Genomic DNA, 18,973 nt, shown 5'->3' on the forward strand with positions numbered 1-18,973 from the left:
TAGGGCTGCACAGCAGCCCCACTGGTTTTCAGCTCGACATCACAGCGCGCCGAACACCTTCTTGGCCAGGCTGGTGGCCGCACCGGCCGGGTTCTGGCGAATGCTTTCTTCCTGCTTGCCGATCATCTCGAACAAGCCGTCCAGCGCCTTCTCGGTCACATAGTTCTCGATATTGGCGTCATCCTTGATCAGGCCAAGGCCCTTGGCCTGCCCGGCAAAGCTGTTGTACTGCTGGGCCAGGCCGACCTTGTCGGTGGCCTGCTTGACGATCGGCAGGAACTTGGCGCGGATCTGCTCGCGGCTACTCTTGTTCAGGTACTGGGTGGCCGAATCCTGGCCGCCGCTGAGGATGCCCTTGGCATCGGTCACGGTCATCTTCTTCACCGCGTCCACCAGGATCGCCTGGGCTTGCGGCACGGCAGCCTCGGCGGCCTTGTTCATGCTGGTTTCCAGGGCATCGACCTGGTCGCCCTTACCGAACATCTTCATGGCCTTGGCCGCTTTGCCGAGGTTGCCCGGCAGCTCGATGCGCACATCCGGGTTGTTGCTGAAGCCGCCGGGGGTGCTCAGCTGCTTGACGGCGATCTGCGCGCCTTGGGTAAGGGCGTCCTTCAGGCCGCCGGAGGCGTCGCTCTGGGACAGGTCGCCGAGCGACAGGGCCAGGGCGCTGGCCGACAACAGCAGGCCGGCGCACAGAGTGGTGAAGCGCAGGGAGGAGCGGATCATGGGGCTTTCCTTATGGGCAGAATGGAGCAGGTTCAGCGTATCGTTTAGTCCGGGACCGGGCCAGTCAGGCAGTCGCCGCAGGGTCCGGTGTTTCATCGCGGTGCAAGGCCACCTGGCGGATCGACAGGCGCAGCTCCGCCGATAGCACGCGCTTGGCCACGCCTTCGGCCAGTTCGGCGAGCTTGTCGTGGTAGCCCAGCTTACCGGTGCTGTCGGGTCGCAAGACCCCTTCGCGTACCAGCGTCTGGATGAAGTGGCGGAACAGGGTCTTGTCGAAGAACTCGGGCGCATTCAAGCCATGCAGGATCGACAGGCGCTGGGCCATCATCACGCACAGCTCCTCCAGTTCCTCGGCGCTCAGCGTGTGCTGGCCGCTGTTGAGCAGCAGCGAAGTGGCCATGTAGAAGCGCTGCAGGGTCTGGGTGATGGTGCGTGCCAGCAGCGTCAGCAGCACGAACTGCCGCGAGCTGGGCGCGGGGCGCATGTAGATGTCGTGCTCCTTGCGCAGCAGCCCCTGTTCGACCAGCGCCGCCAGCCACTGGTCGATCACCTCGTCCAGTTGCTCGGGCGTCCAGCGCAGGAACAGTTCGGCCTGCAGGTACGGATACAGCGCTCGCACGTACTGGCCCAGCAGTTCGCGGCTCATGCGCGAGCTGCTGAGGAAGAAGCTCGCCAGCAGCCCCGGCAGGGCGAAGATGTGCAGTACGTTGTTGCGGTAGTAGGTCATCAGTACCGCGTTGGCTTCGTCCAGGTAGAGGATGCGACCCAGCGCATCCTTCTGCTCGGCCAGCAGGTCCATGCCCAGTACGTGCTCGATAAGTGCCTTGCCGTCACCCTCGGGCAGGGTGGTGTGCGGCGAGTAGGGCACCTGACGCAGCAGGGCCAGGTACAGGTCGAGCACGCGGGTCAGGGCTCGTTCGTCCAGGGCCAGGCGGCTGGTCGACAACAGGGCCAGCGCCACCAGGTTGACCGGGTTGATTGCCGCAGCCTCGTTGAGGTGGCGGGCAACCGTTTCGCCCAGGCGGGTGGTGGTTTCGTTGAGCCAGTCCGGGCGGAACTGCGGGCCCAGCGCCTGTTCGCGCCAGCCGGGTTGCTGCTGGTCGAGGAAGCTGTTCAGGCGGATCGGCTCGCCGAAGTTGACGTACACCTGGCCGAAGCGCTGCTTGAGCGCGCCGATGACCTTGAAGATGTCGAAGATCGATTCCTTCTTCTTGCTGGCGCCGCGCAGCTCGCCCAGGTAGGTGCGGCCTTCGAGCACCCGCTCGTAGCCGATGTACACCGGCACGAAGACGATCGGCGTGCGCGAGGAGCGCAGGAAGCTGCGCAGGGTGATCGCCAGCATGCCGGTGCGCGGCTGCAGCATGCGCCCGGTGCGCGAGCGCCCGCCTTCGACGAAGTACTCCACCGGGAAGCCCTTGGTGAACAGGGTGTGCAGGTACTCGTTGAACACGGCGGTGTACAGCGGGTTGCCCTTGAACGTGCGGCGCATGAAGAACGCCCCGCCGCGGCGCAGCAGGCCGCCGATCACCGGCATGTTGAGGTTGATGCCGGCAGCGATGTGCGGCGGCGTCAGGCCGTTGCGGAACAGCAGGTAGGACAGCAGCAGGTAGTCGATGTGGCTGCGGTGGCAGGGCACGTAGATCACTTCGTGGCCGGGGGCGATGCCCTGCACCTGCTCGATGTGGTTTACCTTGATGCCGTCGTAGATCTTGTTCCAGAACCAGCTCAGCACCACTTCAAGGAAGCGGATCGCGGTGTAGGTATAGTCCGAGGCGATCTCATTGCCATAGTGCAGCGCCTTGGCCTCGGCCTTGGCGTAGGGGATTTTCTCGCGGTCGGCCTCGTCGCTGATCGCCTGGCGCACCAACGGGTCGTGCACCAGCCCTTTGACCAGGTTGCGACGGTGCGAGATGTCTGGCCCGATGACCGCGGTCTTCAGGTTGCGAAAATGCACGCGCATCATGCGTTGGGCCATGCGCACGGTGCGCTCGTGGCCCTTGTTGTGCTGCACCAGCTCGCGCAGGTGGATTGGCGCGGAGAACTGCACCCGGGTCTTGCGCCCGAGGATCAGCACGCTGAGCAGCCGGCGCAGGCGGCCGGTGACCGCCCAGCTGTCGGCGAACAGCAGTTTCCACGGGCTCGACTCGCTGGCCGGGGTCTGGCCCCAGAACACGCTGACCGGAATGATCTGCGCGTCTTCCTCGGCGTGCTGGCTGATCGCCGCGACCAGGCGTTCGAGGGTGGGCGGCGCGCCACGCTTGTCCTGGCGGCCGAGCCAGTCGGGGTCGGGGGTCAGGTAGAAGAACGCCGCGGGCTCCTGCAAGGGGCCGACGGCCACCGGCAGCACCGGGCGTGGCAGCCCTGCCTTGGTGCATTCGTGGTCAACCACGGCCAGGTCGGTCAGCGAAGGCGAGGAGAGGGCGTAGAACACCGGTCGGCTGCGGTCGAGCTTGAGTGTCAGCGAGGACTGGTTGATGGTTTCGGAGCGCACCCACAGGTAGAGAACGCGACGCAGGGCGCCGAAGATGAGGCGGCGCAGGGGAGAACGGGTCATGGGGTGGGCCCTGGGTGGAAGTTGCAGTGTCTTTTCAGCACGTTAGTCTGCCGTATCTGCGTAAGTTCAGCAAAATTCCGCCAAAAATGACCCTGTCATGAATTTTTTTTGTTCCCTGTCATATACTCGGCCTGCCGCTTGCAGGATATTCGCGCAAGCTGCGTCGGCACGGGCGGTGAGCCCATGCCAGCAAGGCGATCTTCAAAATAAAAATCCGGAGTAGTTCAGATGTCGTCTCGTGAGACTGGGAATGTGAAGTGGTTCAACGATGCCAAGGGTTATGGCTTCATTCAGCGCGAAGGTGGTGCGGACGTGTTCGTCCACTATCGGGCTATCCGCGGTGAGGGGCATCGCACCCTGGTCGAGGGACAGCAGGTGGAGTACGCACTCGTGCAGGGCCAGAAAGGCCTGCAGGCAGAGGATGTAGTCGGGCTCTGAGTCTTCCGGCTGCACGCTCAAGCTGCAAGTTGTCCGTGGAACTTGCAGCCTGATGCGAACGGCCTCAGCTGGTACGCCAGGTGATTTCCTCTTCACCGTCGGCGCTGATGCGGATCCAGCGATCGGCATCTTCTTCCCCGTCTTCTTCCGCCCAGCTACCTGGCGCGCAACGCACTTCGACGTTCAGCGCGGCGAATGCCGCACGCGCGCAGGCGATGTCGTCGACCCAGGGGGTCTGGTCACTTTCCAGGTACAGGCTGTTCCATTTCCCCACAGCCTTTGGCAACCAGGTAACCGGGATGTTACCGGCTGTGCACTTGAAGGTCTGGCCTTTCTGCTTCCATTCGCTGCACGGGCCCAGGGCTTGGGTAAGCCAGTCGGCGATCTGCTTATGATCGACCTCGGCGTCCTTGAGGTAGATCTCGATATCGGGTTGACGCATGGGAGGCTCCAGTGTGCTCAGTCTTGGCGCACGAAATAGTCATAACGCATGGAAACGGTGACCACGAAAGGTTCGGGTTGGTCGATCACTTGTGCGCGCTTCTCGGCGCTGGCCCGCCAGCCGTGCGGGGTCATCGCCAGCAGATCGGCGCGGGCCTTGGCCTCGACCAGGCTCAGGCGGAACTCGAGGACCTCGCTGTGGGCGTGGGTCATGCCTTCAGGGACCAGGGCAAGGTGCTTGTCGTCGGCGTAGGGACGCACTTCATCGTAGAGCACCTCGCGCAGCTCCATCAGGTGACCGCTGGTCGGGCCGACCCGCATCAGCCCGCCGCCCGGGGCGAGCAGGCGCCTGGCCTCCTGCCAGTCGAGCGGGCTGAACACGCTGGCGATGAAGCCACAGCTGGCATCGGCCATGGGGACGCGGGCCATGCTGGCCACCATCCAGGTCATTTCAGGGGCTCGGCGGCAGGCGCGCTTCACCGCTTCGCGGGAGATGTCCAGGGCGTAGCCGTCGGCCGCAGGCAGCGCCTGGGCAATCTGCGCGGTGTAGTAGCCTTCGCCGCAGCCGATGTCCAGCCAGGCCTGCGGCTGGCGCTCGGCAGCCAGTTGCGCCAGGCGACTCGCCACCGGGGCGTAGTGCCCGGCGTCGAGGAAGTCACGACGGGCTTCGACCATGGCTTGGTTGTCACCCGGGTCGCGGCTGTTCTTGTGTTGCACCGGCAGCAGGTTCAGGTAGCCCTGGCGGGCGCGGTCGAAGCGGTGGCCGGCGGGGCAGGCCACGCCGTTGTCGAGCTGCGCCAGGGGCGCCTGGCAGAGAGGGCAGGCGAGCATCAGGCGAGCAACCGTACCAGGGTCTGATAGTAGATCTCGGTCAGCAGGTCGAGGTCGCTGGCCAGGATACGCTCGTCCACCTGGTGGATGGTGGCGTTGACCGGGCCGAGCTCGACCACCTGGGTACCCATGGTGGCGATGAAACGGCCATCGGAGGTACCGCCACTGGTCGATGGTCGGGTCTCGCGGCCAGTGACGGCCTTGATGCTCGACGACACCGCATCGAGCAGTTCGCCCGGCTCGGTGAGGAACGGCAGGCCCGAGAGCGCCCAATCGATGCTCCATTCCAGCTGGTGCTTGTCGAGGATCGTCGCGACGCGTTGCTGCAGGCCCTCGACCGTCGATTCGGTGGAGAAACGGAAGTTGAACAGCGCGGTCAGCTCGCCCGGTACCACGTTGGTGGCACCAGTGCCGGAGTTGAGGTTGGAAATCTGGAAGCTGGTCGGCGGGAAGAACGCATTGCCTTCGTCCCAGTGCTCGGCCGCAAGTTCCGCCAGGGCCGGCGCGGCCAGGTGGATAGGGTTGCGCGCCAAGTGCGGGTAGGCCACGTGGCCCTGCTTGCCGCGCACGGTCAGCTTGGCGCCGAGCGAGCCGCGACGGCCATTCTTGACCACGTCACCGAGCAGGGTGGTGCTGGACGGCTCGCCGACGATGCACCAGTCCAGGCGCTCGTTGCGCGCCTTCAGGCGCTCGACTACAGCCTTGGTGCCGTGGTGGGCCGGGCCTTCCTCATCGCTGGTGATCAGGAAGGCGACTTTGCCGCGGTGGTTCGGGTAGTCCTGCACGAAGCGCTCGCTGGCCACCACCATCGACGCCAGGCTGCCCTTCATGTCGGCGGCGCCGCGGCCGCAGAGCATGCCGTCGGCATCGATCAGCGCCTCGAATGGTTCATGCTGCCACTGCTGCACCGGGCCGGTGGGCACCACGTCGGTGTGGCCGGCGAAGCACAGCACCGGGCCTTCCTGGGTGCCATGGCTGGCCCAGAAGTTGTCTACGTCTTCGATGCGCATCGGCTCGAGCTGGAAGCCGACGGCGCCCAGGCGGTTCATCATCTGGGTCTGGCAGTCGGCATCGACCGGGGTGACCGACGGGCGGCGGATCAGGTCACAGGCCAGTTGCAGGGTAGGCGAAAGCTCGGCTGGGGCCGTCATTGCAAGACTCCGGGGGCAAGGCAGGGCGGGAAACTGGGGCGTTATCTTATATCAAATGATGTCTGCGGACACGATGTGCTTGGCGGGAGCGGCGTACCGCCGCTCCCACGCCGCATCAAACGACTTGTGCTTCGCTGACCTTGTCCGCCGGCTTGGGCAGCGACGACAGCAGCGCCATCACCAACGCCGCCAGGTATGGCAACGACTGCACCAGCAGCATCGCCACCCAGAAGCGCATGTCCGAACTCGGCAGCCCCTGAACCAGATAGATCCCTAGCGCCGCGCCCCACAGCATCAGCATGATGAACAGCTCTTCGCGGGCCTCGGCAATCGCCACCAGCAGCCCATGGCTATCAGCATTCTTTGGCGTGCGGAAGAACGGCATGCTGCTGGTGAAGAAACCGTACAGCACCGCCTTGGCGATGGTATGCGACAGCGCCAGCCCTGCCAGGGCGGCGGCGAAGGCGTCCTTCAGGTCGACACCCACCGCGCGGCGATAGAGGAACAGGATCTTGCCGACCTTGAAGAAGAACAGCGCCAGCGGCGGGATGGCGAACATCATCAGCGGCGGATCGACCCGATGCGGCACGATGATCATCGCCGCCGACCACAGCAGCGCGCCGACGGTGAAGAAGATGTTCATGCCATCGGCGATCCATGGCAGCCAGCCGGCCAGGAAGTGGTAGCGCTGGCCGCGGGTCAGCTCGCTGCCCTTGCCGCGCAGCAGGGCGCCGGCATGGTGCTTGATGATCTGGATGGCGCCGTAGGCCCAGCGGAAGCGCTGCTTCTTGAAGTCGATGAAGGTGTCGGGCATCAGGCCTTTGCCGTAGCTGTTGTGGGCGTAGGCCGCCGACAGGCCTTTCTCGAATACCCGCAGGCCCAGTTCGGCATCTTCGCAGATGCACCACTCGGCCCAGCCGAGCTCCTCGAGCACGCTGCGCCTGGTCATGGTCATGGTGCCGTGCTGGATGATCGCGTCACGGTCGTTGCGGGTGACCATGCCGATATGGAAGAAGCCCTTGTACTCGCTGTAGCACAGCTTCTTGAACGCGCTCTCGTGCTGGTCGCGGTAGTCCTGCGGCGACTGCACCACGGCGATCTTCGGGTCGGCGAAGTGCGGCACCATGTGTTTTAGCCAATTACGGTCGACGCAGTAGTCCGAGTCGATCACCGCGATCACCTCGGCGTCCTTGGCGGTGTGCGGGATCAGGTAGTTCAGGGCGCCGCCCTTGAAGCCGGCCAGGGGCGCGACGTGGAAGAACTTGAAGCGCTCGCCGAGTTTCTCGCAGTGGGCCTTGAGCGGCTCCCAAACGGCCGGATCCTTGGTGTTGTTGTCGATCACCAGCACTTCGTAATCCGGGTAGTCCAGCGCGGCGAGGGCGTCTAGGGTCTGCTTGACCATCTCCGGCGGCTCGTTGTAGCACGGCACATGCACCGAGACTTTGGGCCGATAGGCGCTGTCGCCCTGCACGGGCAGGAATTCGCGTCGGCGTTTGTGGATCCACACCGCCTCGGCCAGTTCGTGGGCCTCGGTCAGCAGCACGATGAAAACGCCGAGGGCACCGAGCGCCAGCAGCACACCCACGGTGAGGCTGAACCAGGTGCTGTACTGCTGGCTGTAGTCGTAGGCGATCCATACCAGCACCGACCCGCACAGGAAGGTGATGAAGGTGAGGAAGGTACGCCCACGCTGGCGCAGGGCCGAGCCGTCGATCAGCAGGACGGCCAGGGCGATCATCGCCAGCACCACCGAGGCCACGGCCAAGGCGCGCCATTGCGGGATCGCCACGATCGGCCCCTCGAAGTTGAACTTCTGCTGGCGCTCGGCGTTGTACACGCCCCAGTAGGCGCCCACCGAGCCTTCGTCGCTGGCCTTCCATGGCTGGTCATAGGCTTCGATGACGAAGTAGTTGTAGCCACGGCGGTTGAGGGTGTTGACCAGGGTACGCAGGTAGATGGCCTGGTCGGCCTGGGTGGCGTCGGCGCCGCCGCGCATGCGGCCATTGCTTGGCCAGCCGACCTCCGAGAGCAGCAGAGGCTTGCGTGGGAACTGCTTGCGCAGCTCGCGGGCACGGTCGAGGACGAACTGCACCGAGTCCTTCATGGGCACGAATTCCCAATAGGGCAGGATGTGCGCGGCGATCAGGTCGACGTGTTTCGCCAGCTCCGGGTGTTCCTTCCAGATGTGCCACTGCTCGCTGGTGGTCACCGGCACCTTCACCGCGGCGCGCACCCGGTCGAGGTAACCGATCAACTGTTCGGCGGTGACTTCCTCGCGAAACAACGCTTCGTTGCCGACCACCACCCGCACCACGCTGCGCGAGGTATTGGCCAGGCCGATGGCCTTTTCGATCTCGCGCTCGTTGCGCTCCTGGTCGTTGCTGATCCAGATGCCCAAGGTCACGCGCAGGCCGAGCTCTTCGGCCAGGCGCGGTACCTCGGCCTGGGTGCCTTCAACGGTGTAGATGCGCACGTTGTCGGTCAGCTTGTTCAGTTGCTCGAGGTCCTGGCGGATCTCGTCCTCACTGGGGTACTGGCCTTTCTGCGGGCTTTGCCCCAGGCGGAAGGGCGAATAGGAAAACCCAGAGATCTGTTCCGGCCAGGCGGGGGCGGAAACCGGGCGGTTGATCAAGGCCCAGAACCCGGTGAACAGCGCGGCGATCGCCAGGACCACCACCAGGTTGAGACCGAATTTACGTGATGACATAGGTGTTCGAGGTTCCGAAGAGGGGAGCGAGGGTCGCTGTCGCAGGCCGTGGGTCCTACAAGTGCCGGAGAAGGTAATCTGTTGGATTATCGACAAGGAATGTAGTTCTGAGGCCGTTCGCTTGTCGTCCAGATATATTTGCTTGATAGGACATTAAAGCAGGCTCGGTAGGTTTTGTTCCAACCCCGGGCCGCTCTGCCACGCCCTTGCGGCGTGTTCACGCGCTGTGCTCCCCCTGGAGCGCATGCCTTGGCATATAATGCGCGCCGGTTTTTTCGAGGTCCCCACATGAGCACAGAAGATCCACGCTTCGCCGGCGTCGCCCGGCTCTATGGCGACGACGGCCTGCAGCGCCTGCGCCAGGCCCATGTGGCCATCGTCGGTATCGGCGGGGTCGGCTCGTGGGCAGCCGAGGCCCTGGCGCGCAGTGGCGTGGGCGAGATCAGTCTGTTCGACCTCGACGATGTCTGCGTGAGCAACACCAACCGTCAGGCCCACGCCCTCGAAGGGCAGGTGGGCCGCCTCAAGGTCGAGGTGATGGCCGAGCGTCTGCGGGCGATCAACCCGGCCTGCACGGTGCACGCGGTGGCCGATTTCGTCACTCGCGAGACCATGGCCGAGTACATCACCGAGCAGATGGACTGCGTGATCGACTGCATCGACAGCGTGATGGCCAAGGCCGCGCTGATCGCCTGGTGCCGCCGGCGCAAGATCGCCATCGTCACCACCGGTGGCGCCGGTGGGCAGATCGACCCGACCCAGATCCAGGTCGGCGATCTCAACAAGACCTTCAACGACCCGCTGGCTTCACGGGTGCGCTCGACCTTGCGCCGCGACTACAACTTCTCGCGCAACACCAGCCGCAACTATGGCGTGCCATGCGTGTTCTCCAGCGAACAGCTGCGCTACCCCAAGGGCGACGGCAGTGTGTGCCTGCAGAAGAGCTTTGTCGGTGAAGGCGTACGCCTGGACTGCGCCGGTGGTTTCGGCGCGGTGATGATGGTGACCGCGACCTTCGGCATGGTGGCGGCGAGCAAGGCCGTTGAAAAGCTTGTGACCGGGGCGCGGCGCCCTTCGGAGCGGGTCAAGGCTGATTAGGCTATCGCGGGGTAGTGATTCAGGCCTGGGTGGCGAGTTCGGCCATCCTGAGTAGCACCGCATGCAGCCCATTGCTGCGCGACGGTGACAACTGCCGCTCCAGCCCCAATTGGGTAAACCAGGCGCTCAGGTCGACCGCTTCCAGCTGATCGCTGGCCAAGCCTTGTACCCGCACAAGAAGAAGTGCCAGCAACCCCCGCAGCATCCGCGCATCGCTGCCTGCCTTGAACCGCCACTGGCCGTCGTCCTGCACAGCCACCAGCCATACCAGGCTCTCGCAGCCATGCACCCGATTGGCTTCGGTCTTGTCGTTGTCACCCAGCGGTTCCAGGCGGTCGCCCCACTGCATCAGCAACCGCGCCCGCTGCTCCCAGCCACGCGCCTGTTCGAACGCTTCCAGCGCTTGGCTGGCCTCTGGCGAAAGGTTCATCGCAACAGCTCCAGGCCTTTGTCGAGCGCCGCGAAGAAGCGCTGCAGGTCGTCACTGTCGGAGTACAGCCCCAGCGATACGCGAATCGCGCCATCGAGCCCCAGGTGCCTGAGCAGTGGCATGGCGCAATGGTGCCCGGCGCGCACGGCGATGCCCTGTTCGGTCAGCAGGTGGGCGATATCGGCGTTGTGCACGCCATCGATGACGAAACTGGCCAGTGCCGCCTCGGGCGAGCCGAGCAGGCGAACTCCCTCGCGATCAGTCAGGCCCCGTACCAGGTACTGGTGCAGGCTGGTTTCATGGGCGGCCACGGCATGTATGTCGAGGCTGGCCAGGTAGTCCAGGGTGGCGCCCAGGCCGATCACCCCGGCAATCGGCGGGGTGCCGGCTTCGAAACCCAGTGGCGCGGGGCGGAAACTGGCGCTCTGGTAGTCCGCCATCTGCACCATTTCTCCGCCGTACTGCCAGTGACGCAGCAACGCCAGCGCATCCTGGCGGCCGTAAAGTACGCCCACCCCGTCGGGACCATAGAGTTTGTGGCTGGAGAACACATAGAAGTCGCACGCCAGTTGCTGCACGTCATGCCGGCCATGAACCACGCCTTGGGCGCCATCGACAACGCTCAGCGCGCCCTGGGCGCGGGCATGTGCCAGCAAAGGCGCCAGCGGTTGCCAGGTACCCAGCACGTTGGACAGTTGGCTGATCGCCAGCAGGCGAGTGCGCGGACCGATCAGTTGCAGGGCCTGCTCCAGGTCGACATGCCCCTGGTCAGTGACCGGCAGGACCACCAGTCGCAGGTTGTGGCGGTGCGCCAGTTGTTGCCAGGGCAGCAGGTTGGCGTGGTGCTCCAGGCCGCTGACGGCGATTTCGTCGCCTGCCTCGAAGCGATGTTCCAGGCCATAGGCCAGCAGGTTCAAAGCCGAGGTAGCGCCGTGGGTGAATACGATCTGGCGCGCATCGGCTGCATTGAGCCAGGCGGCGACCTTGTCCCGTGTGCCCTCGAAGGCCTGTGTCGCCAAGGCGCCCGGCAGATGCTGGGCGCGGTGCACGTTGGCTGCGCCATGGCCGTAGTAATGGCTCAGGGCATCGAGCAGGGCCTGGGGTTTCTGCGTGGTGGCGGCGCTGTCCAGGTAGGTCTGGTGCTGCCGTTGCAGGGCGGCGATGGCCGGGAAATCGGTACGCCAGGGGGAGGGCTGGAACATGTTCGCGGGGCCTGGAATGAAAAATCGGGTCTGCCCGTAGGAGCAGACCCGATCTTATCACCTCAAACCCAGGCAGAGCCTCAGTTGTGAGCGTGCAATGCCTCGTTCAGCTCGATGGCCGACTTGTGGGTCTTGCACTCCACGGCGCCATTGAGCGAGTTGCGGCGGAACAGCAAGTCGGTCTGGCCGGCCAGATCGCGTGCCTTGACCACCTTGACCAGCTGGTTGTTCTCGTCCAGCAGGTTCACCTTGGTACCGGCGGTGATGTACAAGCCGGCTTCGACGGTGTTGCGGTCGCCCAGCGGGATGCCGATACCGGCGTTGGCGCCGATCAGGCAGCCTTCGCCGACCTTGATGACGATGTTGCCACCGCCGGACAGGGTGCCCATGGTCGAGCAGCCGCCGCCCAGGTCCGAGCCCTTGCCGACGAACACGCCGGCGGAGACGCGGCCTTCGATCATGCCCGGGCCTTCGGTGCCGGCGTTAAAGTTGACGAAGCCTTCGTGCATGATGGTGGTGCCTTCGCCGATGTAGGCGCCCAGGCGCACACGGGCGGTGTCGGCGATGCGCACGCCGGCGGGCACCACGTAGTCGGTCATCTTCGGGAACTTGTCCACCGAGAATACTTCCAGCAGTTCGCCTTTCAGGCGCGCTTCCAGTTGCCGCTCGGCAAGCTCCGCCAGGTCGACCGCGCCCTGGTTGGTCCATGCGACGTTGGGCAGCAGCGGGAAGATGCCGGCCAGCGACACACCGTGCGGCTTGACCAGGCGGTGCGATAGCAGGTGCAGCTTGAGGTAGGCCTCGGGGGTGGAGGCCAGGGCGCCGTCTTCGGCCAGCAGGGTGGCGACCAGCGGCTTGTGGCTTTCGGCCAGGCGGGTCAGCAGGGCGGCCTGGGCGGCGTCGACGCCCTTGAGCGCGTCGGCCAGCTGGGCGGCCTGGGCAGTGCTGAAGGCGATGGCCTGGTTGCCCCCTTCATAACCGAGGACCGGTGCGATGGCCGCGACCAGTTCGGCGGACGGCTTGAGCACAGGCTGTGCGTAGAAGACTTCCAGCCAGGCGCCCTGGCGGTTCTGGGTGCCGACGCCGAAGGCCAGGCTGAACAGCGATTGAGACATGCGATTACCTCATGCGAAAAGGGGATGGAGCGTAATGCGTGATCAGGCCAGCGCCGCCGCGTACAGGTCGGGCTTGAAGCCGACCAGCGTGCGCTCGCCGAGGTCGAGCACCGGGCGCTTGATCATCGACGGTTGGGCGACCATCAGTTCGACGGCCTTGGCCTGGTCGAGGTCGGCCTTGCTGGCGTCGTCGAGCTTGCGGAAGGTGGTCCCGGCGCGGTTCAGCACGACTTCCCAGCCATGCTCGTCGCACCAGCGGTTCAGGCTGTCGCGGTCGATGCCCTGGGTCTTGTAGTCGTGGAAGTCGTAGCCAATGGCCTTTTCTTCAAGCCAGGTACGGGCCTTTTTCATGGTGTCGCAGGCTTTGATGCCGTAGAGAGTGTAAGCCATTGAAATGCCTGGGGCTGCCGGCCGTGGCCTGGCGTCCCCGATACTCCTTGAAGATTGGGTGGCAGCGATTATGCGGTATCAATGGGGTTGGCGCCACGGCTGCGGGCCCGAAGGAATGGGGGGATGTATGTCACATCGTCTCAAGTAGCATTGTGTTACATATTCGCCGGTGGGTTGCGACTAACGTGCAGCGGTCCACAATAGAAGGTCCTCGCTAACATATTGTTTCAATGGCGATGTTTCGCTGTCGTTTCTCCGATCACACAGGAAGCTTGCCGATGCAGTCAGCCTATACCGTTCTTATCCTGCTGATGCTGGTGAGCGTGTCGAAACTGGTAGGGCGCGTGTTGCCGCTGCCGCTGCCGCTGGTACAGATTGGCGCGGGTGCCTTGCTGGCCTGGCCAACCCTGGGCCTGCACGTGGCGCTGGACCCGGAGTTGTTCCTGTTCCTGTTCCTGCCGCCGTTGCTGTTCGCCGATGGTTGGCGCATGCCCAAGCGCGAGCTGTGGCGTATCCGCGGGCCGGTGGTGGCTCTGGCCGTGGGGCTGGTGCTGTTCACCGTGGTCGGCGCCGGGTACTTCATCCACTGGCTGCTGCCGAGCATTCCCCTGCCGGTGGCCTTTGCCCTGGCGGCGGTGCTGTCGCCCACCGATGCGGTGGCGGTCTCGGCCATCACCCAGGACCGCCTGCCCACGCCCCTGATGCACATGCTCCAAGGCGAGGCATTGATGAACGACGCCTCGGGCCTGGTAACCTTCAAGTTCGCCCTGGCCGCCGCCATCACCGGCGTGTTCTCGCTGACCGAGGCCAGCCTGACCTTCGTGCTCGTCGCCCTTGGCGGCCTGGCGGTGGGCGTGGCGCTGAGCTGGCTGGTGGGGCGCCTGCGCATGTGGATGATCACCCACGGCTGGGACGATCCGGCCACGCACGTGGTGTTCATGCTGCTGCTGCCGTTCGCCGCCTACGTGCTGGCCGAGCGCCTGGGCGTGTCGGGCATCCTCTCGGCGGTGGCCGCGGGCATGATGCAGAGCTGGCTCGACCTGCTGCCGCGCCAGACCAGCACCCGCCTGCTCAATCGCAGTGTCTGGTCGTTGCTGGAGTTCGCCTTCAATGGCCTGATCTTCCTGCTGCTCGGCCTGCAGTTGCCGGACATCATCAAGGCGGTGGTCACCGACGAGGCGACGGTGTGGCCGACCCTGGCCTGGCGCTGCCTGGACGTGGTGGCGATCTTCGCCGCGCTGGTGCTGCTGCGTTTTGTCTGGGTGCAGAGCATCTGGCGGGCGATCGGCGTGGTGCGGCGCTGGCGCGGCAAGCCGGCGCTGGTGCTGATGCCGACCGCGCGCTCCTGCTGGCTGCTGACCTTTGGCGGCGTGCGCGGGGCGGTGACCCTGGCGGGCGTGATGTCGGTGCCGTTGCTGATGGGGGCGGGCAAAGCCTTCCCCGAGCGCGACCTGCTGATCTTCATTGCCGCCGGGGTGATCCTGCTGTCGCTGGTCAGCGCGGTGATTGCCCTGCCGATCCTGCTGCGTGGCGTGACCAAGAGCCCTGACGAACGCTTGCACCAGGAGGTGCAGGAGGCCTGGCGGCGCACCGCCGAAGCGGCTATCCATGCCCTGGAAGCCGAGGAAGTGATCGATGCCAATGCGCCCCAGGACGCCGCCCAGGCCACCCTGGCCACCGAGCTGAAAGCGCGGCTGATGGCCGAATACCGGGATGAACTGGACAGCTACAACGACACCGCCGAGGCCCGTGCGCTGGCGGAGCAGATGGATCTGCTGGAGCGTCGCCTGCGTCTGCGGGCATTACGTGCTCAGCGCCTGGAACTGTACGAGCTGCATCGCCAGCATCTAGTGGGTGATGAGGTGGTGCGACAGGTGCTGGGGGAATTGGACATGAGCGAGGCGAACCTGGGGCAGGTTCGCTAGTGAAGCAGGGGGCGCAGGGCGCCCCCTTGCAACTCAACGGTTGTGCAGGAAGTCGCGAATCCTCTCGGCCGCCTCGATGCACTCGGCCAGCGGAGCAACCAGCGCCATGCGCACGCGGCCGGCGCCTGGGTTTACGCCGTTCACCTCGCGGGACAGGTATGACCCGGGCACCACAGTGACGTGCTCTGCCTCGAACAAGTCGCGGGTGAATTCTGCGTCGCTGCCCGGTACCTTGGCCCACAGGTAGAAGCTGCCATCCGGGCGCTGTACATCCATTACCGGCTGCAGGATGTCGAGCACCGCGTCGTACTTGGCGCGGTATTGGTCGCGGTTCTCGCGCACGTGGGCCTCGTCTTGCCAGGCGGCGATGCTGGCCAGCTGGGTTTGCACCGGCATTGCGCAACCGTGATAGGTACGGTACAGCAGGAATGGTTTGATGATCTCGGCGTCGCCAGCCACGAAGCCCGAACGCAGGCCGGGCAGGTTGGAGCGCTTGGACAGGCTATGGAACACCACGCAGCGCTTGAAGTCACTGCGACCAAGTGCAGCGCATGCGCTCAGCAGGCCCGGTGGCGGCGCGTCCTCGTCGAAGTACAGCTCGCTGTAGCACTCGTCGGCGGCGATCACGAAGTCGTGCTTGTCTGCGAGGGCGATCAGCTTCTTCAGGGTGTCCATCGGCACCAGGGCGCCGGTGGGGTTGCCCGGGGAACACAGGAACAGGATCTGGCAGCGTTCCCAGATCTCGGCCGGCACGGCGTCGAAGTCGGGGTTGAAACCGTTGTCTTCCAGGCACGGCAGGTAATGTGGGGTGGCGCCGGCCAGCAGGGCTGCACCTTCGTAGATTTGGTAGAACGGGTTGGGGCTGACCACCAGACCGTTATCGGCGCGGTTGACCACGGCCTGGGTGAAGGCGAACAGCGCTTCGCGGGTGCCATTGACCGGCAGGATATGACGGTCGGCGTCAAGCCAGCCCGTCGGTACGCCGAAGCGCCGTTCGCACCACTGGCCGATGGCCTGGCGCAGGGCCGGGAGGCCGATGGTGCTGGGGTAAACCGCCAGCTTGTCGAGGTTGTCGGCCATGGCCCTGGCGACGAACGCCGGCGATTCATGTTTCGGCTCACCGATCGACAAGGCGATGGCGCGCTTGTCGGCTGCCGGTTTCACGGTGCCCAGCAGGGCGCGCAGTTTCTCGAACGGGTAGGGCTGGAGCTGGGTCAGGGCGTGGTTCATCGGCGCAAGGTCTCGTTAGCGTCAAAAGGTCATGCGGGTAGGGCTGGCGTCGCTGGCCTGGCCGGCCTGCAACTGCTGGACGATGGCTTCCTGCAGGCGGCTGCACAGCTGCGGGTCGGACAGCGGCTGGTTGTCGGCGTCGGTGATGAAGAACACGTCTTCCACGCGCTCGCCGAGAGTGGCGATCTTGGCGTTTTGCAGTGAGATGTCGAACTCGAGGAAGATCCGCCCGATCCTGGCCAGCAGGCCGGGGCGGTCGGGCGCGGTGATCTCGAGGATGGTCACCGGGCGCTGGGCGTCGTTGAGGATGGTCACCTGCGGCGGGAAATCGAAGTGCTTGAGCTGGCGTGGCACCCGGCGCTGGATGATCGCCGGGTAGTCCTCGGGATTGCGCAGCGCCTCGGTCAGGCCGTCGCGGATCTGCCTGACCCGCTGTGGATTGTCACCGATCGAGCCGCCGTCGTTGTCGAGCACGATATAGGTGTCGAGGGTGAACTGGCTGCTCGAGGTGATGATCCGGGCATCGTGGATGTTCAGGTTGAGCTGGGCCATGGCGGCCACGGTCACGGCGAAGAAATCGTGCTGGTCGGGGGCGTAGATGAAGATCTGCGTGCCGCCCTCGAATTCGCGCTGGGTGGTCTCCTTGATCAGCACCAGCGGGCCGCCATCGGCCGGTTGCTGGAGGATCGCATCGCTGTGCCAGGCCACATCGGCGGCAGTGTGCTTGAGAAAGTAGTCGTCGCCCAGTTGCGACCAGAGCTGCTCGACGTCATCCGGGTCGGTGCCCTCGCGCACCAGGATGTCCAGCGCCGCGCTTTGCGTCTGGCGGATCTGCTCTTCGCGGTCCAGCGGGTTTTCCAGGCCGCGGCGCAGGGCGCGCTTGGTTTCGGTATAGAGCTGGCGCAGCAGGCTCGCCCGCCAGGAGTTCCACAGGCTGGGGTTGGTGGCATTGATGTCGGCCACGGTCAGCACGTAGAGGTAATCCAGGCGTGTCTCGTCACCGACATGCAGCGCGAAATCGTTGATCACCTGTGGGTCGGAGAGGTCCTTGCGCTGGGCGGTGGTGGACATTACCAGGTGGTTCAGCACCAGCCAGACGATCAGGCGGCTGTCCCAGGCCGGCAACTGGTGGCGCTGGCAGAACGCTTGCGCGTCGACGGCGCCCAGTTCGGAGTGGTCACCCTGGCGACCCTTGCCGATGTCATGGTAAAGCCCTGCCAGGTAAATCAGCTCGGGCTTTGGCAGGCGGCCCATGAGCTTGCTGGCCAGCGGGAATTTCTCCGAGACGGGCGTGTATTGCAGTTTGCGCAGGTGCTTGATCAGGTTGAGGGTGTGGGCGTCGACCGTGTAGATGTGGAACAGGTCGTGCTGCATCTGCCCGACGATCAGGCCGAACTCTGGCAGGTAGCGGCCGAGGATGCCGTAGCGGTTCATTCGCCGCAGGTTGCGGTGGATGCCGATCTCGCACTTGAACAGCTCGATGAACAGGCTGGTGTTGCGGATATCGTGGCGGAACTTGTCGTCGATCAGGTGGCGATGTTCGCGCAGCAAGCGCACGGTGTCGGCGCGCACGCCCTTGATTTCGGGGTGCTGGGCCATCAGTACGAAGATTTCCAGCATGGCGAACGGGGTGCGCCTGAAGACGTTCGGGTTGACCGCTTCTATATAGCCATCGTGCAGGCGGAACCGGGCATTGACCGGCTGCGTGGCGCCGCTGTCGTCATCGGCCAGGATCACCTCTTCAAAATGCTGGATGATCAGGTCGCACAGCTGGCTGATGCTCATCACCACCCGGTAGTACTGCTGCATGAACTGTTCGATGGCGCGCTTTGGGTTTTCGTCGGTGTAGCCCAGCAGCGCGGCGATGCTGCGCTGGTGGTCGAACAGCAGGCGGTCTTCGGCGCGCCCGGCCAGCATGTGCAGGGCGTAACGCACACGCCAGAGGAAGGCCTGGGACGAGGCCAGCAGTTCGTTTTCGCTCTCCAGCAGGAAGTCTTCACCCGCCAGTGCGTGCAGGTTCAGCGTGCCGTACTGGCGCCTGGCTACCCAGAGCACGGTCTGGATGTCGCGCAGGCCGCCCGGGCCGCCCTTGACGTTGGGCTCAAGGTTGTACTCGGTGTCGTTGTACTTGTGATGGCGAGCCTTGAGTTCGGCACGTTTGGCCAGGAAGAACTCTTTGCTGGGCCACATGTGCGCGGTGCTGGTGGCGTCGAGCATGCGCTGGCGCAGCGCCTCGGGGCCAGCGATGGTACGGCTTTCCATCAGGTTGGTGATGACCGTGAGGTCGGCCCGGGCCTGCTCGGCGCACTCGTCGACGGTACGCACGCTCTGGCCGACCTCCAGGCCGATGTCCCAGAGCAGGGTGAGGAAGCGCTCGATGGCATCGCGGTACTGCTCGTGCTCGGCGGCGTCGAGCAGGATCAGCAGGTCGATGTCCGAATACGGATGCAGCTCGCCACGGCCGTAGCCGCCAACCGCCACCAGGGCGATGCCGTCTGGCGTGCCCCAGCTGAACTGGTGCCAGGCTTGTTGCAGGATGTTGTCGACGAACCAGGCGCGGTCCTCGATCAGCCGACGGATCTCGCGGCCTTCGCGAAAACGCTTGTCGAGCACCTCGCTGGCCATGCGGATGGCCTTCTTGAAAGCGGCGATGGGGCTTGCCTTGAGGGCCAGTTCCGCCTGGAACTGGCCGCGGTCGAACAGTTCGGGATCCACCTGGGGCATCGAGTCGCGTT

At 65.0% G+C, this 18,973-nt stretch carries 15 protein-coding genes; 3 read left to right on the plus strand and 12 right to left on the minus strand.

The window, feature by feature from the left end; genetic code table 11:
* Nucleotides 1-39 precede the first annotated feature (39 nt).
* Nucleotides 40-726 carry a DUF4197 domain-containing protein gene (locus DFS21_RS08605; protein WP_023631317.1) on the minus strand — a complete coding sequence of 229 codons (687 nt, stop codon included), beginning with the start codon at nucleotides 724-726 and terminating at the stop codon, nucleotides 40-42.
* Nucleotides 727-790: 64 nt separating this feature from the next.
* Complete coding sequence (plsB, locus tag DFS21_RS08610; protein WP_110701857.1) at nucleotides 791-3,280, minus strand: glycerol-3-phosphate 1-O-acyltransferase PlsB; 2,490 nt, start codon at nucleotides 3,278-3,280, stop codon at nucleotides 791-793.
* Nucleotides 3,281-3,508: 228 nt separating this feature from the next.
* On the opposite strand from plsB, the gene DFS21_RS08615 reads away from it, so the two are divergent.
* Nucleotides 3,509-3,718, plus strand: coding sequence for a cold-shock protein (locus DFS21_RS08615; protein WP_011535295.1), 210 nt, complete (start codon nucleotides 3,509-3,511; stop codon nucleotides 3,716-3,718).
* Nucleotides 3,719-3,782: 64 nt separating this feature from the next.
* On the opposite strand, the gene DFS21_RS08620 is transcribed toward DFS21_RS08615, so the two are convergent.
* The 4 genes from DFS21_RS08620 to DFS21_RS08635 form a co-directional block, all read right to left on the minus strand.
* Nucleotides 3,783-4,160: a hypothetical protein gene (locus DFS21_RS08620; RefSeq protein ID WP_102684040.1), complete on the minus strand. Its 378-nt coding sequence runs from the start codon at nucleotides 4,158-4,160 to the stop codon at nucleotides 3,783-3,785.
* A 17-nt stretch (nucleotides 4,161-4,177) separates the two neighbouring features.
* Nucleotides 4,178-4,990 (minus strand): putative RNA methyltransferase, encoded by an 813-nt coding sequence (locus tag DFS21_RS08625; protein WP_110701859.1) that lies wholly within the window; start codon nucleotides 4,988-4,990, stop codon nucleotides 4,178-4,180.
* On the minus strand, nucleotides 4,990-6,141 hold the full coding sequence (gene dapE / locus DFS21_RS08630; protein WP_110701861.1) for a succinyl-diaminopimelate desuccinylase: 1,152 nt from the start codon (nucleotides 6,139-6,141) through the stop codon (nucleotides 4,990-4,992). The genes DFS21_RS08625 and dapE overlap by 1 nt, the downstream gene beginning before the upstream one ends.
* 115 nt (nucleotides 6,142-6,256) lie before the next feature.
* The gene (locus DFS21_RS08635) at nucleotides 6,257-8,848 is read right to left on the minus strand and encodes a glycosyltransferase (RefSeq protein WP_111532141.1); all 2,592 of its coding nucleotides are present in this window, start codon (nucleotides 8,846-8,848) and stop codon (nucleotides 6,257-6,259) included.
* A gap of 288 nt (nucleotides 8,849-9,136) precedes the next feature.
* Here DFS21_RS08635 and tcdA point away from each other — a divergent pair, with 288 nt between their 5' ends.
* A complete protein-coding gene (gene tcdA / locus DFS21_RS08640) occupies nucleotides 9,137-9,946 on the plus strand; it encodes a tRNA cyclic N6-threonylcarbamoyladenosine(37) synthase TcdA (protein ID WP_110701865.1) in 810 nt (269 codons plus the stop codon).
* A 19-nt stretch (nucleotides 9,947-9,965) separates the two neighbouring features.
* Here tcdA and DFS21_RS08645 read toward each other — a convergent pair whose 3' ends face one another.
* From DFS21_RS08645 to DFS21_RS08660, 4 genes are all read right to left on the minus strand, one after another.
* Nucleotides 9,966-10,376 carry a SufE family protein gene (locus DFS21_RS08645; RefSeq protein WP_110701867.1) on the minus strand — a complete coding sequence of 137 codons (411 nt, stop codon included), beginning with the start codon at nucleotides 10,374-10,376 and terminating at the stop codon, nucleotides 9,966-9,968.
* On the minus strand, nucleotides 10,373-11,578 hold the full coding sequence (locus tag DFS21_RS08650; RefSeq protein WP_110701869.1) for a cysteine desulfurase: 1,206 nt from the start codon (nucleotides 11,576-11,578) through the stop codon (nucleotides 10,373-10,375). Before DFS21_RS08650 ends, DFS21_RS08645 begins: the two co-directional genes overlap by 4 nt.
* 80 nt (nucleotides 11,579-11,658) lie before the next feature.
* Nucleotides 11,659-12,693 carry a 2,3,4,5-tetrahydropyridine-2,6-dicarboxylate N-succinyltransferase gene (dapD, locus tag DFS21_RS08655; RefSeq protein ID WP_110701871.1) on the minus strand — a complete coding sequence of 345 codons (1,035 nt, stop codon included), beginning with the start codon at nucleotides 12,691-12,693 and terminating at the stop codon, nucleotides 11,659-11,661.
* Nucleotides 12,694-12,735: 42 nt separating this feature from the next.
* A complete protein-coding gene (locus DFS21_RS08660) occupies nucleotides 12,736-13,083 on the minus strand; it encodes an ArsC family reductase (RefSeq protein WP_046854389.1) in 348 nt (115 codons plus the stop codon).
* 278 nt (nucleotides 13,084-13,361) lie between these two features.
* Here DFS21_RS08660 and DFS21_RS08665 point away from each other — a divergent pair, with 278 nt between their 5' ends.
* Nucleotides 13,362-15,008: a Na+/H+ antiporter gene (locus DFS21_RS08665; RefSeq protein ID WP_111532142.1), complete on the plus strand. Its 1,647-nt coding sequence runs from the start codon at nucleotides 13,362-13,364 to the stop codon at nucleotides 15,006-15,008.
* Between the two features lie 33 nt (nucleotides 15,009-15,041).
* On the opposite strand, the gene dapC is transcribed toward DFS21_RS08665, so the two are convergent.
* Nucleotides 15,042-16,238, minus strand: a complete 1,197-nt coding sequence (dapC, locus tag DFS21_RS08670) for a succinyldiaminopimelate transaminase (RefSeq protein WP_110701875.1) — start codon at nucleotides 16,236-16,238, stop codon at nucleotides 15,042-15,044.
* Between the two features lie 21 nt (nucleotides 16,239-16,259).
* Nucleotides 16,260-18,962, minus strand: a complete 2,703-nt coding sequence (locus DFS21_RS08675; protein ID WP_110701877.1) for a [protein-PII] uridylyltransferase — start codon at nucleotides 18,960-18,962, stop codon at nucleotides 16,260-16,262.
* Between the last annotated feature and the right edge of the window lie 11 nt (nucleotides 18,963-18,973).

The sequence above is a fragment of the Pseudomonas sp. 2848 genome, from assembly GCF_003253945.1.
Taxonomy (GTDB): Bacteria; Pseudomonadota; Gammaproteobacteria; order Pseudomonadales; family Pseudomonadaceae; genus Aquipseudomonas.

Coding starts and splice junctions, on each gene's coding strand:
- DFS21_RS08605 (WP_023631317.1), bottom strand. CDS start 726: ATGATCCGCTCCTCCCTGCGCTTCACCACTCTGTGCGCCGGCCTGCTG.
- plsB (WP_110701857.1), bottom strand. CDS start 3,280: ATGACCCGTTCTCCCCTGCGCCGCCTCATCTTCGGCGCCCTGCGTCGC.
- DFS21_RS08615 (WP_011535295.1), top strand. CDS start 3,509: ATGTCGTCTCGTGAGACTGGGAATGTGAAGTGGTTCAACGATGCCAAG.
- DFS21_RS08620 (WP_102684040.1), bottom strand. CDS start 4,160: ATGCGTCAACCCGATATCGAGATCTACCTCAAGGACGCCGAGGTCGAT.
- DFS21_RS08625 (WP_110701859.1), bottom strand. CDS start 4,990: ATGCTCGCCTGCCCTCTCTGCCAGGCGCCCCTGGCGCAGCTCGACAAC.
- dapE (WP_110701861.1), bottom strand. CDS start 6,141: ATGACGGCCCCAGCCGAGCTTTCGCCTACCCTGCAACTGGCCTGTGAC.
- DFS21_RS08635 (WP_111532141.1), bottom strand. CDS start 8,848: ATGTCATCACGTAAATTCGGTCTCAACCTGGTGGTGGTCCTGGCGATC.
- tcdA (WP_110701865.1), top strand. CDS start 9,137: ATGAGCACAGAAGATCCACGCTTCGCCGGCGTCGCCCGGCTCTATGGC.
- DFS21_RS08645 (WP_110701867.1), bottom strand. CDS start 10,376: ATGAACCTTTCGCCAGAGGCCAGCCAAGCGCTGGAAGCGTTCGAACAG.
- DFS21_RS08650 (WP_110701869.1), bottom strand. CDS start 11,578: ATGTTCCAGCCCTCCCCCTGGCGTACCGATTTCCCGGCCATCGCCGCC.
- dapD (WP_110701871.1), bottom strand. CDS start 12,693: ATGTCTCAATCGCTGTTCAGCCTGGCCTTCGGCGTCGGCACCCAGAAC.
- DFS21_RS08660 (WP_046854389.1), bottom strand. CDS start 13,083: ATGGCTTACACTCTCTACGGCATCAAAGCCTGCGACACCATGAAAAAG.
- DFS21_RS08665 (WP_111532142.1), top strand. CDS start 13,362: ATGCAGTCAGCCTATACCGTTCTTATCCTGCTGATGCTGGTGAGCGTG.
- dapC (WP_110701875.1), bottom strand. CDS start 16,238: ATGAACCACGCCCTGACCCAGCTCCAGCCCTACCCGTTCGAGAAACTG.
- DFS21_RS08675 (WP_110701877.1), bottom strand. CDS start 18,962: ATGCCCCAGGTGGATCCCGAACTGTTCGACCGCGGCCAGTTCCAGGCG.